General features: G+C 39.4%; 8 protein-coding genes. 1 reads left to right on the plus strand and 7 read right to left on the minus strand.

The genetic code is table 11. The annotated features are described in order from the left end of the window. The 5 genes from Q0874_RS16605 to Q0874_RS16625 all read right to left on the minus strand — a co-directional run. Positions 1-1,406, minus strand: a 1,406-nt coding sequence (locus Q0874_RS16605) for a beta strand repeat-containing protein (protein ID WP_367275459.1), incomplete at its 3' end; no start/stop codon positions are given. A gap of 524 nt (positions 1,407-1,930) precedes the next feature. Further along, positions 1,931-3,682, minus strand: coding sequence for an Ig-like domain-containing protein (locus Q0874_RS16610; RefSeq protein ID WP_299164655.1), 1,752 nt, complete (start codon positions 3,680-3,682; stop codon positions 1,931-1,933). Between the two features lie 258 nt (positions 3,683-3,940). Then, complete coding sequence (locus Q0874_RS16615; protein WP_299164657.1) at positions 3,941-5,875, minus strand: OmpA family protein; 1,935 nt, start codon at positions 5,873-5,875, stop codon at positions 3,941-3,943. Positions 5,876-5,886: 11 nt separating this feature from the next. Next, on the minus strand, positions 5,887-6,852 hold the full coding sequence (locus Q0874_RS16620) for a type IX secretion system membrane protein PorP/SprF (RefSeq protein ID WP_299164658.1): 966 nt from the start codon (positions 6,850-6,852) through the stop codon (positions 5,887-5,889). 3 nt (positions 6,853-6,855) lie between these two features. After that, positions 6,856-11,109, minus strand: coding sequence for a gliding motility-associated C-terminal domain-containing protein (locus tag Q0874_RS16625; protein ID WP_299164659.1), 4,254 nt, complete (start codon positions 11,107-11,109; stop codon positions 6,856-6,858). A gap of 411 nt (positions 11,110-11,520) precedes the next feature. Here Q0874_RS16625 and Q0874_RS16630 point away from each other — a divergent pair, with 411 nt between their 5' ends. Beyond that, positions 11,521-13,110 carry a peptide chain release factor 3 gene (locus tag Q0874_RS16630; RefSeq protein ID WP_299164661.1) on the plus strand — a complete coding sequence of 530 codons (1,590 nt, stop codon included), beginning with the start codon at positions 11,521-11,523 and terminating at the stop codon, positions 13,108-13,110. A 59-nt stretch (positions 13,111-13,169) separates the two neighbouring features. Here Q0874_RS16630 and Q0874_RS16635 read toward each other — a convergent pair whose 3' ends face one another. Both Q0874_RS16635 and rpoC read right to left on the minus strand, forming a co-directional pair. Then, positions 13,170-13,481, minus strand: coding sequence for a DUF3467 domain-containing protein (locus tag Q0874_RS16635; protein ID WP_299164663.1), 312 nt, complete (start codon positions 13,479-13,481; stop codon positions 13,170-13,172). 70 nt (positions 13,482-13,551) lie between these two features. Further along, positions 13,552-17,850 carry a DNA-directed RNA polymerase subunit beta' gene (gene rpoC / locus Q0874_RS16640; protein WP_299164664.1) on the minus strand — a complete coding sequence of 1,433 codons (4,299 nt, stop codon included), beginning with the start codon at positions 17,848-17,850 and terminating at the stop codon, positions 13,552-13,554. Positions 17,851-17,888: the final 38 nt, after the last annotated feature.

Genomic DNA, 17,888 nt, shown 5'->3' on the forward strand with positions numbered 1-17,888 from the left:
TTAAGGGTGGTGATTACATTGTTCGTATCGATGGTCACCGAAGTGCCAAAATCATCTGTAATGGTATAGGTACCGTCTGCATTGTCTAAAACCGTGGCGATCTTTGCATCAAAAGTCGTGGCTGTACCGTCCTCATCCGTATAGGTAAAAGTACCGTTGCCGTTGTCTACCAACCCGGTCAGGGTTTCGGTAAAGGTGGTAATGGTTCCATCTTCTGAGGTATAGGTAAAACTGCCATCCCCGTTATCATTAAGGGTGGTGATTACATTGTTCGTATCGATGGTCACCGAAGTGCCAAAATCATCTGTAATGGTATAGGTACCGTCAGCATTGTCTAAAACCGTGGCGATCTTTGCATCAAAAGTCGTGGCTGTACCGTCCTCATCCGTATAGGTAAAGGTGCCGTTGCCGTTGTCTACCAACCCGGTCAGGGTTTCCGTAAAGGTGGTAATGGTTCCATCTTCTGAGGTATAGGTAAAACTGCCATCCCCGTTGTCATTAAGGGTGGTGATGCTCTCATCGATATCGGTACTCGATCCCGATGCATCCGTTACCGTAGCGATCAGGTTACCGGCAATGACATTGCTGATCACCATACCGTTGGTATCAATGGTTTGTGTTGCCCCGGTCTCATCGGTATAGGTATAGGTACCGTCCGTATTATCCACCAAAGTAGAAATGGAGGTATCCGTTATCGTAGTGGTTGTTCCTGCTGCATCGGTAAAGTCATACGTGCCATCACCATTATCTACCAAAGCCACCGTTCCGGCAGCTGCATTGATCTCATCAATCGCATCCTGGACATTGGTAGCTGTTAAAAGAGAGGTCGTGTTGTCATAATTAACTTCTGCCGCGGTTTGATCATCTGTACCTATCAGGGCAGACAGATCAACGGTCCTTGTATTACCACTCTCTAAGGTAATCGTAAGAATATTGGCTGTATCTATACTAAATGCAGTTATGGTTTGATCATCTGTATTATCTAAATAGGGTGCAATATTTACGGTACCACCATCTTCTAAAGTAAGGATATTCCCAGCCAAACTAAGTGTCTGATCATCCGTACCGCTATTGCTTAATGAAGATAAATCTACTGAAACAGAATTACCATCTTCAATATTTAAAGTCAGTGTATTGGTAGCACCATTGAAATTAAAATTCTGAAGCTGCTGATCATCGGTTGATGTTAACTCCCAGCTATCACTATCCCAAAAATAAATGGTCCCCGTGTTTGTATTTACATAAATATCTCCTGTATCTGCCCCTGATGGATTAATTGCCCCTGCTGCAATTACAGCAGTCCCACTTAGGACTTCACAATTACACTGATCCTGCAGTGTAACCGTGGTTTGTGCAAAAGCAAATCCGGATACCAGAAATACTAATAATAAGAGTCTTAGTTTCATGACTTTATTTTTACCTAATATTTTTTTCAACTAAATAGTTCTATCTGTGTAACAAACCTTATTTGGCTGTCTCCTATTATGTAATGTAGATTACATTTTTATAAGAGATTAACCAATACTAAATTGACTATGGGAATATCTTTTTCCGAACAAAAAAGAGATTACTTCAGGCCGGAGGAAATTTCTCCAGGGAACTAAGCGAACCCAAGCCTGATTAAACTTCATTAAGTTGGTCAAGTTATTCATAATCTGGGGTTGAATAAACCATTAAATCAATTATTTATTATTCAAATGGTTTAATTACACCTTACAAAATTAACCCTATGGATGCGCCAGGAAAATAATTGTTGTGTAAGTGGTATTATTCGACGTCAGGGGTTAAATAGTTGAGGTGTTCATCGAAAATTTTCCTTTTTTCTTGGAAAATTCATTGGTCGATCATCCCAACAATCACAGGGTTTACCGAAAGAACTTTGTAGGAAATACCCTTAATTTTAACAACTTTTTGATAGCCGTTGCCAAGATTAGTTTTGCTTCACTCTGTAAGTGATCCTGCGGTTTGTAATTACACTAGCTGATACGATGGTGAGGTTCACCAATTCAGTGTCGCACAAACCATGGGAATCACAGACCTCATAAGAAAATTGATCAGTACCTACATAACCGGGATTGGGGACATAATCAAAACTGCCATCGGCAAAAAGTGTGAGCGTACCGTTTGATGGATATATTTCAGGGGTTGTGGTAACTGTAAGTACATCGGCGGGGTCATTATCCGTGTCATTATTCAAAACACCTGGTGCAGTAGTATTCATTGTATTATTCTTAACAAGAGTGTAGGCATCGGCTTGTGGACAAGGAATACTCCACACGCCAATGATATTGGAATCGTTTGTATAGGGGTCGCAACCCAAAAGCGGCGCAATACCCAGCTGATATTCTCCAGGAGTATCTATGACCACTGAATCTAATGCTAAGCCGGAAATCGTATCCAGACCATTGGAAGGGAACACAACACCTGGAGTAAGGGAATACCAGGTATATTCAGCACTGGCAGAAGAGAATTCGGCCTGGAGAACACGTGTTTCTCCTCCTATACAGGAGTCAAAGGAGACCGGTTCTACAAGGGCTGTATTTACCTGGGTGTCCTCTGCGCTTCCCAGAAAATCAAGAGGACCGGCAAAATCCTTTAAGGATGAGGTAAAGGCGGAGGAGGTCCGGGATTTCGCCATCAAAGCACTAAACGGCGAATCACAGGCAGCTCCTGCTCCAAACAAGGCCAGTGGATCAAAACCAAGCCGCGTAAAGTTCAGGGCTACCTCTGCAAAATAGTCGTTATTGAAGTTTGCTGAATATCCTGAGGTATTTGTAGTACCCCATGGTGGACCCTGAGCAAGAATGGGGTTTACATTGCTCAAGAGGCTTCCCGGTGGCACGACAATCTGACCATACCCATAAGTACTTCCCCCATCTATATTAACTCCCCAGGTAAATGCAGCAGTCCCTCCAGGAGAAGATCCGGGATTAAAAATGGATCTATCCACCCATAGGCGGACCTCAACTCCAGACACGCCGCCCCCACTGTAGGAAAAGCCAATTACCATATCCCCGATTTGGGTTACGTTTCCACTGCCATCAAACTCCCAGGCTGTATGTCCCTCCTGAGTACCTGAATTAATAAAACCAGAACCAGAAGCCTGAATTTCAGAAACAAAGAGCTCAAAATCAATAAAGTGGTTTCCGGAAGAGGAGAGGGTAGAAATCATCAAGTTGACCCATAGATCGTCCGTAACATTGACCCCATCACGGCGCATATGTACTGCGGCATCAACAATGTCTGTTTTGCTGGGAATAGTACCGGACCCTAAACCCCATGAAGTCTGAGGATTATCTCCGTTTTTTCCGGTTATAATTAATGTCTGATCATCGGAAATTAGACTTACATAATCACGAGCATATCTGGTACTATACCATATATAACCGTTATTGGAAGCATAATTGGGGATACTCTGCCTCAAATCAAAGGAAATATTATTGCCGGCGGCAAGCTGTGCGGCATAACCCATCGAAGCCGCAGCGGCCTCATCAATAACTCCTGCTCCTGAAACGGTGTTGTAAAACCAATCATCCGTATTTACGCCTGAGATTACATCTCCGGAATAGGCCTCTGCTTCTACTCCAAAATTAGCTCCTACTCCAACTTGAGAAAGAACCATAGCCGGTGAACCTAAAAGGGCCAGTAGAATTAAGGCAAATAGCAAAGAGTTATGCTTCATCTTTAAATTGGGTATAGCTATAAGCATCAAAAATACCTTTGATATTCGTTTCTATTAAATATTTGTTGTATAAGTGCGAATATGGCTGGTGAAAAGCCGGGTTATCGAAGTATAGCATTATTTTTTTAAGCAAATTCCGGGAATATTCGGGGTGTAATTTAACGATGAAGCCTTACCATTAATGATTTTTAAGCCTATAAAAAAAATAAAGCAGCTACTAAAAGTAGCTGCTTCAAAATAATACTTTTCCAAATGAATTTACTCCAAAATTATAAACTCCGACCTGCGATTCAACTGGTGCTTTTCTTCTGAGCATTTTACACCATCATCACATTCATTTACCAGGCGCGTTTCTCCATATCCTTCAGCTTCAAGACGTTCAGCGCCAATACCCTGTGATATCATATAATTAACCGTAGACTCGGCCCTTTTTTGGGATAACCATAGGTTAAAGGAATCAGCACCTCTGCTATCTGTGTGAGAATTCGCCTTTATTTTCAGGCTGGGATATTTTTCCATTGCAGCGATCACCTTTTGAATTTCAATTTCCGCATCGGGTCTGATATTATATTTTCCAAAATCAAAATATATGGTACTCAATTGCAACAGTTTAGCTAAATCATCCCCAAAACCTGCTTCGATTATTTCACGTTCCAAATAAAAGTCAATTATCATGGGCTTACCATCAGATATGGGTAAATATTCCTCAGCCGGCATATAACCCTGGGTTTGTGCTCTGACAAAATTTCCCTGATTACAATCACAACTTAGGATGTAATCTCCATTGTTATCAGTTATTGTGGATAGAACTTCTTCATTATCCTCATTAATTACTTTAACTGTGGCACCTACAAGTACCTCATTGGAAATTTTATCTCGAACTGTACCGGTTATTGGTTGGAGACATTCAAAATTTAAAGGTCGGGTCTCTAAGAAACCATAAATATCATCGGCCCCCATTCCTTCGGAACGGTTAGATGCAAAATACCCTTTTTTAGTCTCCTCATTAATTATATAGGAAAAATCATCCTTTTTACTATTCACAGGCTCCCCTACATTTAATACAGATTTTGAATAATCATCATAGTCAATTTTAGTCGCAAAAATATCCAGGCCACCAAGACCTGGGTGACCATCTGAAGAGAAATAAAGGATATTTTCACTGCTAACAAATGGGAATGTTTCCCTGGATTCAGTGTTTATCGGGGTACCCAAATTAATTGGTACACCAAAGGTGCTATCCTCTTTTATAGAAACCTTATAAATATCGGATTCTCCCTTTGAATCTGGCATATCTGCAGCAAAATAAAGCGTTTTTTCATCAGGGCTTAAAGCCGGGTGGGCAACTGAATAGCTATCGCTGTTAAAAGGTAACTCTTCCAGGCCTGACCATTCGCCATCCTTCCAATTAATCCTAAAAATCTTTAATCTAATTACTCCTGACTCGTCTTTTTTATATTTGCCATCAACAAAGTTATTCCTGGTAAAATAAATAGTATTCCCATCTTTTGTAGCTACGGAAGTAGATTCATGAAGTCTGGAATTAATCATATTCATCTTTACTACCTTGTCACTGGAACTACTGTCTGCATTTACTTTATAAATATCCAGAAAATCTTTGGAATTCCATGTATGTCGGTATCTGGCAAGATTTCCTGTGTCACGGTCTGAAGAAAAGATCAAACCTTCTTTATAAAATGCAGGTGCAAAATCTGAATATTTGGAATTGTAGTCAAAGAGTTCAATATCATATCGGCCGGAATTTCTGGCAATTTCTTCCTTATAATCCTTTGCCGTTTTAATTATTTTTGAACGCAAATCATTCGACGTCATTTCCGCAAAACGGGCCAAGATAGAATCTGAATTCGTATAATCGCCCAGCGTTTTAAGTGTTTGGCCAAACCTAAAAAAATATTCCGGACCTATTTCTGAACCATAGGTTTCAATAAGTTGTTTATAAATCTTTTCGGCCTCTTCATAATTTGCATTAAAATAATATGAATTCCCTAATTTTTCCAATAAATCACTGCTCACATATCCCTTATCCAATACTTTCTTATATATATCAATAGCGGGACTAAATGAATATTCTGCATACTTCTTATTACCCTTGACTACTCGTCTTTCCTGTGCAAATGTCATGGCCAGCAGAAATACTGTCAGGATTGAAGTTAAGAGTATTTTTTTTGTCATTTAATTAAATTTTAAAAGAATCGAGGTGATACTAAACGCTGAAATGATTTGACCAATTCGAATCTTAGGAATACTTCAAATGACCCATCATTAAATTGAGTGCTTCCTAATTCTGAAGTTTCCTTATCATAAGCCAGACCAAGCATTAGCTGATCTGATAATTGAAATCCAATTAATGCGCTAAAAGCCGCATCCCATCTGTATGCCAGGCCAAAGGAGAATTTCTCATTCAATAAAAAACTTGCTGAAAGATCTACTTGTAAAGGAGCACCTCCTACTAATTTAGTCAGTAAAGCTGGTTTAAACTTTAGCTGACTATTTAAATCAAGTACAACTCCGGTGATTAAGTAGAAGTTGATTTTCTCCCTGGATAGAAATTGCACACTATTCGAATCCCGTTGAGAATTATCAAAATAATCTGAGGCAATCAGCCTGGGGGCTGATACTCCTAAGTAAAATTTATTGGTATGATAATACACTCCCAAACCAAAATTAGGTGTGAATTTATTATCTATATTATCCCCTGTAATAGGTTCATTGTCAAAATTATTCAACCCGTTAAAATCCAGGTTCAGCATACTACCGCCTGCGTTCAGACCAAAAGACAATTTCCCTTCGTAGGACACGTCAATGGTATAAGACAATACCCCATCCAAATAGGTCTCCTGAACAACGCCATCACCTATATTATCATTAATTATAGATACTCCATAGCCTAATTTGCTATTCCTTATAGGCGAATGAAGATTCAACGTAAATGTTTCCGGAGCTCCTGCAAGGCCAACCCACTGAGATCTGTACAAACCGGCAATACTTAATTGCCCTCTTGAACCGGCATAGGCAGGATTAACGCTCATTGTGTTATACATATATTGCGTGTACTGGGCATCTTGCTGTGCCAATAAACCTCCTATTGTGGTAAAAATCAGTATTAGAAAAACAAAGTTGTGCTTGCTAAATATCATATACTTTACCATCTATTATTTACTTATGTAGAGATAACCACTTTTGGAAATATTTTCCTGGTCTTTTTGATACTCAAAGATATAGAAATATACTCCAGAAGGCAGATAATCTTCTGCACTAATCGTTGATCTCCCTCTTGATCTGCCATCAAAAACGTTATTTTGGTTGTTATAGTTTCTGCCTTCATAAACAGCAACACCCCATCTATTAAATATCTTCAGAGAATTATTCAATGCATTTTCTACTCCGTTAATAAATAAGAAATCATTTCTGCCATCATTATTTGGCGTTACTAATTGATTGACTTCAATGGCACTTGAAATTGTTTCTGAAACCAATACCACAACAGTAGCGGTGTCACAATTAGTTGGATTTTCATTCTCACATATTGTATATTCAATACTATACGATGCTGTTGGAGTATCCGGAGCAACACTTATGGTGCCATCTGTATTTACTGTTAACTGACCTGTTGGTGTTGACGTAATTGTTACATCGTCAGGATCAACTGACAGTCCATTCAAAGTATCATTGTCCAAAACGTTGCTATCGGGTAAGACACCTCCATCTTCGCCATCTATAAAAATATCGCTGTAGTCATCATCCACTGCATCTATGGTAACATTAATGACCTCTACCGTTACGGTTGCAGTATCACAGTTTATTGGATTTGCAATCTCACATATCGTATAATCTATGGTATAAGTGCCCGGGGCCGTTTCAGGAGCTACACTAACGGTACCATCAGCATTTATTGTTAACGGTCCTGTTGGCGTGGATGTTAAGGTTACATCAGCCGGATCAAGGGCCGTACCGTTCAAAGTATCATTATCAAAAATATCACCTCCTTCTATAACGCCTCCGGTTGTGCCATCTGCTAACAATTCACTAAAATCGTCATCAACGGCATCTATTGGATTATCTGATACAAAAATGGTAACTGTAGCCGAAGCACATACATCCGGATCAGGATCCGTATTACATACTTCATAGATAATGGTAATATTTATATTGTTTTCTGATACAGATGGAGTATAGGATAATTCTCCTGTTTCCGGATCAAAAGAAACAATTCCGGTTGCGTCTCCCCCAATTCTTGTTATAGATGTAGTTCCCAGATTATTAGGATCATTATTAGGAAGGTAATCATCGTTCGCTAAGATATTAATTACTACCTCTGTTAAAGGAAGGGTCGTTCCGGAATCATCCACTGCTGTTGCAATTAGGGGATTAGGGTCCGTTCCGTTAGAATTTCCATCGTTATCGCAATCCAGGAGATTCCATTCCTCCGAGGGAGTCACTGTTTGACTTGCCAGTAGAAGATCACATGGATCTAATGGATCTGTTGAATCAATAACTTCATCCCCATTGGTTACACCATCACCGTCGCAATCTAGGTTATCCCAATCATCGGTTGGAGTTATTGTTTGACTTGCCAGTATAAAATCACAAGAGTCTAAAGGATCTGTTGCGTCTGCAACTTCATCACCATTAGTTACCCCGTCGCCATCACAATCCAAGTTATTCCACTCAACTGTTGGAGTCACCGTTTGGCTCGCCAGTATAAGATCACAAGAATCTAATGGATCTGTTCCGTCTGTAGCCTCATCACCATTTGTTACCCCGTCACCATCGCAATCTGCTGCCAAATAATCACCACTTGGCGTAAGTGTTACACTGTCTTGGTTAAAGTCGCAAGGATCTAAGGGATCTGTTGAATCCGAAACTTCATCGCCATTAGTTACTCCGTCACCGTCACAATCAAGACTGATCCAATCCGTGGCTGGAGTTACCGTTTGACTTGCCAGAATAAAATCACAAGAGTCTAAAGGATCTGTTGCATCCGAAACTTCATCGCCATTGGTTACGCCGTCACCATCACAATCAAGACTGATCCAATCTGTGGTTGGGGTTACTGTTTGACTTGCCAGTATAAGATCACAAGAGTCTAATGGATCGGTCGCATCAGCAACTTCATCGCCATTAGTTACGCCGTCACCGTCACAATCCAAATTGCTCCAATCAAGGGTTGGAGTCACTGTTTGGCTTGCCAATATAAGATCACAGGAATCTAATGGATCTGTTCCGTCTGTAGCCTCATCACCATTTGTTACCCCGTCACCATCGCAATCTGCCACTAAATAATCACCACTTGGTGTAAGTGTTACACTGTCCTGGTTAAAGTCGCAAGGATCTAAGGGATCTGTTGAATCCGAAACTTCATCGCCATTAGTTACCCCATCACCGTCACAATCAAGACTGATCCAATCATTTGTTGGGGTTACCGTTTGACTTGCCAGTATAAGATCACAAGAGTCTAAAGGATCTGTTGAATCCGAAACTTCATCGCCATTGGTTACGCCGTCGCCATCACAATCCAAATTACCCCAATCAATGGTTGGAGTAACTGTTTGATTTGCTAATATAAGATCGCAAGAATCTAATGGATCTGTTCCGTCTGTAGCCTCATCACCATTTGTTACCCCGTCACCATCGCAATCTGCCACTAAATAATCGCCACTTGGCGTAAGTGTTACACTGTCCTGGTTAAAGTCGCAAGGATCTAAGGGATCTGTTGAATCCGAAACTTCATCGCCATTAGTTACCCCGTCACCATCGCAATCCAGATTGTCCCAATCCGTGGTTGGAGTTACCGTTTGGCTTGCCAATATAAGATCACAGGAATTTAATGGATCTGTTGAATCCGAAACTTCATCACCATTCGTTACTCCGTCACCATCGCAATCCAGATTGTTCCAATCAGTAGTTAGAGTTCCCGCCTGGTTAGAGGGCATATAATCGCACGGATCTGATGGATCAGTACCGTCAGATAATTCGTCAACATCAAGAACACCATCCCCATCGGCATCCGAATCATCATCTGAGGTATCCGGATCCAAATAATCAGGTGTGTCATCCCCATCGGCATCATCATTGGTAGGATCACCATCGTCATCTGAATCTTCATCAGGCGTATCCATCCCGTCACCATCATCATCAATATCTCTATAGTTTACATCGTCTTTACCATCGGTATCCGGAAGATCATTGGCCGGATCGTCTATTTCATCATTTACATCAAACCCATCATTTACATCACTGCCTTCATATCCATTATCCAATCCATCACTATCCGTATCTGTACCGGTAAAAGTCTGATCAGGGATCCCGTCAAAATTAAAGTCGTTCCCTTCATTATTGTCAGCAATCAAATCATTGTCCGTATCAGCATCCAGGTAATCCTGCTCATCTGTACTATCTGTATTTACAGGGGTAAGGCCCTGATCACCAGAACCTTCATATATATCATCGAGGCCATCTTTATCGGCATCGTATCCTGATGGTGCGATATACCCACTAGTAGTTTGTGCCTCCACATTATCCGGGATACCATCATTATCTGAATCGATATCCCTGAAATTAGGATTGGGGTCATTATCGGAATTAATCGGATGGAGTCCTTCTCCAGAGCCCGGTGTGTTTTCGTAATGATCATCAAGACCATTGCCATCACTATCCATACCACAGGGTGGTTGAAAACTGGCAGCTTCCTGAGCTTCCACATTATCCAGAATACCATCATTATCTGAGTCGATATCCCTATAATCAGGTTGGGAGTCACCATCTGTATTAACAGGTAGTAATCCTCCGCAACTTCCTGGAGATTCCTCATAATGGTCGTCCAGGCCGTTGCCATCTGAATCCATACCACAGGGTGCCTGAAAATCTGAGGTAGTTTGAGCTTCTAAATTGTCTAAAATCCCATCATTATCGCTATCGATATCTAAATAATCAGGATAACTATCCAAATCGGAATCTATGGGCACCAGTCCCCCGCAACTACCGGGTGTTTCTTCATAATTATCATCTAGCCCGTTACCATCTGAATCAATTCCACTTGGTGCGATATACCCACTAGTAGTTTGTGCCTCCACATTGTCAATAATTCCATCATTATCGGAATCCACATCCAGGTGATTAGGGACGCCATCATTATCAAAGTCAGATGGATTTGTTAATGGATTATTATCCCCGTCTGGGTTTTTATCTTCTATTGAATCTATAATACCATCATTGTCATCATCAATATCTATAAGATCCTTTATACCATCATTATCCGTGTCCGTCTCCGCATAGGTAGTCATAAAACCATATTCTGCGGGAATTGTGTCAAAAGAAGAAGAAAAAACTAAAACTAGAATGGCAGTTACCAAGGTAAAGCCTAAAGCCGCTTTATCTCGTATTTTGGTTGGGGTATTTTTTTCCATAAATGATAGTTTTCAATTAAACATATCTCCATGGCTTGTAGGAAAAAACTAAGTAAGAGATTGGGTTTCTCTAAAATATCATTGCAAGATATAGTTAAATTACATAGCATCAAATCCATTTAAAAACTTAAGTTATCAAATATCTTTAAAAGACCTCAAAACTCGTTAAACGTCAAAAAACTTGATACTATAAGAAGATAAAGTCCGTTGTAAAAAGCTTTTAATAATTCTCAAAATTTCAAAAATCGAAGATTACTAGCCGTTAATCGATAATAACCCTAAAATCAAATAAATTAATAATCTCAAATTCATAGAATATGGACTATTAAGTGCGACGAGAATCATTTTAAAAAAGTCTTTCTATTCTCTCAGAGCTATATTATTTGCCTTATTTTTGCTCAAATTTTTGCTGTGAATTTTTTAAAAGAAATAGAAAGAAGAAGAACATTTGGTATTATTTCCCATCCTGATGCCGGAAAAACTACACTTACCGAAAAGCTGCTCTTATTTGGAGGCGCAATACAAGAGGCCGGAGCTGTAAAAAATAATAAGATCAAAAAAGCAGCAACGAGCGATTTCATGGAAATTGAGCGTCAGCGCGGAATTTCGGTAGCTACCTCTGTCCTTGCATTCTTGTATAAGGATAAGAAGATAAATATTCTTGATACACCAGGCCATAAGGACTTTGCGGAGGATACTTTTAGAACCCTAACAGCAGTAGATAGTGTAATTGTTGTTATAGATGTTGCTAAAGGTGTAGAAGAACAGACTAAAAAATTGGTAGAGGTCTGCAGGATGAGAAGCATTCCCATGATCGTATTCATAAACAAACTCGATAGAGAAGGAAAGGACGCTTTTGACCTTTTGGATGAAGTAGAACAGGAATTGGGATTAACTGTTACCCCTTTAAGTTTTCCAATTGGGATGGGCTACGATTTTAAGGGAATTTATAATATTTATGAGAAAAATATTAATCTTTTCAGTGGAGATAGCAAAAAAAACATCTCAGACATCATTGCATTTGATGATATAACGAGTCCTGAATTAGAGAACATTATTGGCACCGGGGCAGCTGAAACTTTAAGAGATAATATGGAGTTGGTAAGCGGGGTCTACCCTCCTTTTGACAAACAAAAGTATCTGGAAGGTTCGCTTCAGCCGGTATTTTTCGGTTCTGCGTTAAATAATTTTGGAGTAAAAGAACTTTTGGATTGTTTTATTGAAATAGCTCCATATCCCAGATCGAAGATGGCCGAAGAACGCATGGTTCAAGCCAATGAAACTGAGCTTTCCGGTTTTGTATTTAAAATCCACGCCAATATGGATCCGAAACACAGAGATCGCTTGGCATTTGTGAAAATTGTATCAGGAACATTTGAGCGTAACAAGCCTTACTTGCATGTAAGACTCAATAAGAAATTAAAATTTTCAAGTCCCAATGCATTTTTTGCAGAAAAAAAGGAAATCGTAGATATATCCTATCCCGGCGATATTGTGGGATTGCATGACACCGGTAATTTTAAAATTGGTGATACATTAACAGAGGGTGAAATTTTACATTATAAAGGTATCCCCAACTTTTCTCCGGAACATTTCAGATATATCAACAATGCAGATCCGATGAAATCCAAGCAATTAAATAAGGGAATTGACCAGTTAATGGATGAAGGTGTTGCACAGTTATTTACTTTAGAACTTAATGGCAGAAAAGTTATAGGTACTGTAGGTGCCTTGCAATACGAAGTAATTCAATACAGATTAGAACATGAGTACGGTGCAAAATGTACCTATGAGAATTTTCCTGTTTACAAAGCCTGCTGGGTTGATCCAGAAGATCCTAATAATGAAGAGTTTAAAGAATTTATCAGAGTAAAACAGAAATTCCTGGCTAAGGATAAACGAGGACAATTAGTGTTTTTGGCAGATTCTCAATTTTCATTACAAATGACTCAACAGAAATATCCCACTGTCAAATTGCATTTTACTTCAGAATTTGAATAATTAGGTCACAGTATGAACCAAAAATTAAAAACCCATGAATGATTCATGGGTTTTTTAAATTAAGCCTCTCCGGTAGGACCGAAATTTAACGGAATTGGAGGTTGCTCGTAATCTTTAATAGTCCCGTGAGCCTTTTCAAAACGACTTACATTATCATTAAGTGCTTTTAAAAATTTCTTCGCATGTTGAGGAGTAAGGACAATTCTACTTTTCACCTTCGCTTTTGGTGCTCCCGGCATCATGCTTATAAAGTCGACAACAAACTCTGAAACAGAATGATTGATAATGGCCAAATTGGAATAAATTCCTTCAGCTATTTTTTCGTCCAGCTCAATATTTATCTGTTGTTGTTTCTTATTTTTTTCTTCCATTGTTCACTTCAAAAAATAATCCAAGGTAAAAAACAAAAACCCTCAATTAGAAAATTGAGGGTTAATGATTTTAAAACTTTAATTCTTCTTTGCGAGCCATAATTTCATCGTATTCCTCTTTTGAACCTACGATTATATTTTCATAATCCCTCATACCGGTACCGGCAGGAATTTTATGACCTACAATAACATTCTCTTTCAATCCTTCCAGGTAATCAATTTTACCACTAACAGCCGCTTCATTCAAGACCTTTGTTGTTTCCTGGAACGATGCCGCAGAAATAAACGATTTGGTTTGTAACGAGGCCCTTGTAATACCCTGTAGAATTGGTGTAGCCGTTGCTGAAACAGCATCCCGTGCAGTAACCAAATTCTTATCTGCACGTTTCAAAATTGAATTCTCATCTCTCAATTCTCGCGCTGTAATAATCTGGCCTGCCTTAAGGTTTTCTGATTCGCCTGAATCTTCCACTACTTTCATACCAAAGATCTCATCGTTTTCTTTGATAAAGTCGTCTTTGTGTACCAACTGATTTTCAAGGAATGTAGTATCTCCAGAGTCCTGAATACGAACCTTTCGCATCATCTGGCGCACAACTACTTCAAAGTGTTTATCATTAATTTTTACACCCTGGAGGCGATAAACTTCCTGCACTTCATTTACAAGATACTGTTGTACCGCTGAAGGCCCCTTAATTGCAAGGATATCTTCAGGAGTAATAGAACCGTCAGATAAAGCCATACCAGCTCTAACATAATCATTTTCCTGTACCAAAATCTGGTTTGAAAGTTTTACTAAATATTTCTTTACCTCACCAAGTTTAGATTCAATAATAATCTCTCTATTACCTCTTTTTATCTTTCCAAATGAAACAACTCCGTCTATCTCAGAAACAACTGCAGGATTGGATGGATTCCGAGCTTCAAAAAGTTCGGTTACTCTTGGTAAACCACCCGTAATATCCCCTGCTTTGGCCGATTTACGAGGAATTTTAACCAAAATCTTACCTTCTTTGATTTTATCGCCATCATCTACCATTAAATGAGAACCAACTGGAAGGTTATAGGAACGTAAGACTTCATCCTTAGTATTCATAATCAATAAGGTAGGAATCAACTTCTTATTTCTGGATTCGGAGATCACCTTCTCCTGAAATCCTGTTTGTTCATCAATCTCCACCTGATAGGTTATTCCCTGCTCAATATTCTCATAAGCAATTTTACCCGGGAATTCTGAAACTATAACCCCATTGTATGGATCCCACTGACAAATTATATCTGCCTTAGTTACCTTACTGCCATTCTTAACAAAGATTTGAGAACCATAAGGGATATTGTTTGTGCTGAGTGTAATTCCAGTTTTGCTATCAACAACTTTGATCTCTGAAGTTCTTGAAATTACAATATCCGCAGCTTTGCCTTCGGCATTCTCCCCTTTCACGGTTCGTAAGTCTTCAATTTCCGCGACACCATCAAATTTAGCTTCAAGTTTGCTATCCTCCGAAATGTTTCCTGCAATACCTCCAACGTGGAAAGTACGCAATGTTAACTGTGTTCCGGGCTCACCAATAGACTGTGCAGCCACAACACCAACCGCTTCGCCGCGCTGTACCATTTTATTGGTGGAAAGGTTTCTACCATAACACTTGGCACATATTCCTTTTGCAGCCTCACAAGTAAGTGCAGAGCGAACTTCTACTTTTTCAATAGGGGAAGCCTCTATTTTCTTAACATCAGCTTCCAATATCTGTTGTCCTGCAGTTAATAGCAGTTCCTCGGTTAATGGGTTATAGACATCGTGTAAAGAGACTCTTCCTAATATACGCTCCCCTAAGGTTTCAACTACTTCTTCGTTTTTCTTTAAAGATTCAACTTGTATACCTCTAAGAGTGCCGCAATCATCTATATTAACGATAACGTCCTGAGAAACATCCACTAATCTTCTTGTAAGATATCCTGCATCGGCAGTTTTAAGTGCGGTATCTGCAAGTCCTTTACGAGCACCGTGAGTAGAAATGAAGTATTCCAAAATAGATAATCCTTCTTTAAAGTTAGAAAGAATTGGGTTCTCTATAATCTCACCACCACCTGCAGTAGATTTCTTAGGCTTAGCCATTAAACCACGCATACCTGTTAACTGTCTTATCTGCTCCTTTGAACCCCTGGCGCCTGAATCTAACATCATATACACCGAGTTAAACCCTTGTTGATCTTCCCGGATACGCTTCATTGCCAATTCAGTTAGCATGGCATTAGTTGAAGTCCAGACATCAATCACCTGATTATATCGTTCATTGTTAGTGATAAGACCCATATTATAATTCATCATAATTCCATCTACCTGTTCATTGGCATCAGCAATCATGGTATGCTTTTCCTGTGGAATAATAATATCCCCAAGACTAAAGGACAGTCCTCCTTTAAAAGCAAAATCATAACCCATGGTTTTAATTAAATCCAGAAAGGCTGCAGTTGTAGGTACATCTGTAACAGCAAGGATCCTTCCGATAATATCACGTAAAGACTTCTTGTTCAAGACTTCATTTATATATCCGGCTTCTTCCGGCACAACCTTATTAAAAAGTACTCTACCAACAGTGGTAGGAATAATCTGATTTACTAATTCCCCTTCCTCATTAAAGTCTTTAGCTCTCACCTTAATCCCGGCATTCAGTTCAACTTTCCCTTCATTAAATGCGATTACTACCTCTTCGTAGGAGTAGAAAGTTAAGCCTTCACCCCTTACAGGAACTTCTTTAGTAGATTTACGTTCCTTGGTCATATAATATAACCCAAGAACCATATCCTGAGAAGGTACGGTAATAGGAGATCCATTAGCCGGATTTAATATATTGTGAGAAGCCAACATCAAAAGTTGGCATTCCAATATAGCTTCCGGTCCCAAAGGCAAATGCACCGCCATTTGATCACCATCAAAATCCGCATTAAAAGCCGTACAAACAAGAGGGTGCAAACGAATTGCCTTACCTTCTATCAATTTGGGTTGAAATGCCTGTATCCCCAATCTGTGTAGCGTAGGGGCCCGGTTGAGCATGACAGGGTGTCCTTTTAAAACATTTTCTAAAATGTCCCAAACTACCGGTTCTTTTTTATCTATTATCTTTTTGGCTGACTTAACAGTCTTAACAATACCCCTTTCGATCAATTTTCTGATCACAAAAGGCTTGTATAGTTCAGCAGCCATATCTTTTGGAAGACCACATTCATAAAGGCTCATCTCAGGTCCTACAACAATAACTGAACGTGCAGAATAATCCACCCTTTTACCCAATAAGTTCTGACGAAAACGTCCTTGTTTTCCTTTTAAGGAATCCGAAAGAGATTTCAAAGGCCTGTTCGATTCAGTTTTCACTGCTGATGCCTTACGCGTATTATCAAAAAGAGAATCCACTGATTCCTGAAGCATTCGCTTCTCATTTCTTAAGATAACTTCAGGAGCTTTAATTTCCATTAATCGCTTTAGACGATTATTCCTGATAATTACTCGCCTGTAAAGATCATTTAAATCAGAAGTCGCAAATCGGCCTCCGTCCAGAGGAACAAGTGGCCGCAACTCCGGTGGAATAACCGGAATTACCTTCATGATCATCCATTCTGGTCTGTTATCCCTGTTATCCTGAGATTCTCTCAAAGCTTCAACAACCTGAAGTCTTTTTAAGGCTTCCGTTTTACGTTGTTTTGAGGTCTCTGTATTGGCTTTATGCCTTAAATCATAAGATAGTTGTTTCAGATCAATTCGTGCCAATAAATCGATAAGGCACTCTGCTCCCATCTTGGCAATAAATTTGTTGGGATCTGAATCTTCCAAATATTGATTTTCCGGAGGGATAGTTTCAAGAATATTTAAATACTCTTCTTCAGTTAGAAAATCTAACTTATTAATCTCCTCTCCCTCAGGTCCTTGAGCAATACCCGGCTGAATTACCACATAACGCTCATAATAAATTATCATATCCAGTTTCTTGGAAGGCAATCCCAAGAGGTAGCCAATTTTGTTTGGCAAGGAGCGGAAGTACCATATATGAGCAACCGGTACTACTAAATTTATATGTCCCACCCTGTCACGACGAACCTTCTTTTCAGTTACTTCAACGCCACATCTGTCACAAACAATTCCTCTATAGCGAATACGCTTGTACTTTCCGCATGCGCATTCATAATCCTTTACAGGACCAAAAATACGTTCACAGAACAATCCATCGCGCTCTGGTTTATGAGTTCTATAATTGATAGTTTCAGGCTTTAAAACCTCACCTCGGGATTCTCCTAAAATTGCTTCAGGAGAAGCCAATCCGATTGAAATTTTATCAAACCTTTTTATTGCGGTATTATCTTTTATTCTAGCCATTATAATATGGTGATAGTAAATTTAAAATATGTAAAAAA

Source organism: uncultured Eudoraea sp., assembly GCF_947490415.1.
Lineage (GTDB): Bacteria > Bacteroidota > Bacteroidia > Flavobacteriales > Flavobacteriaceae > Eudoraea.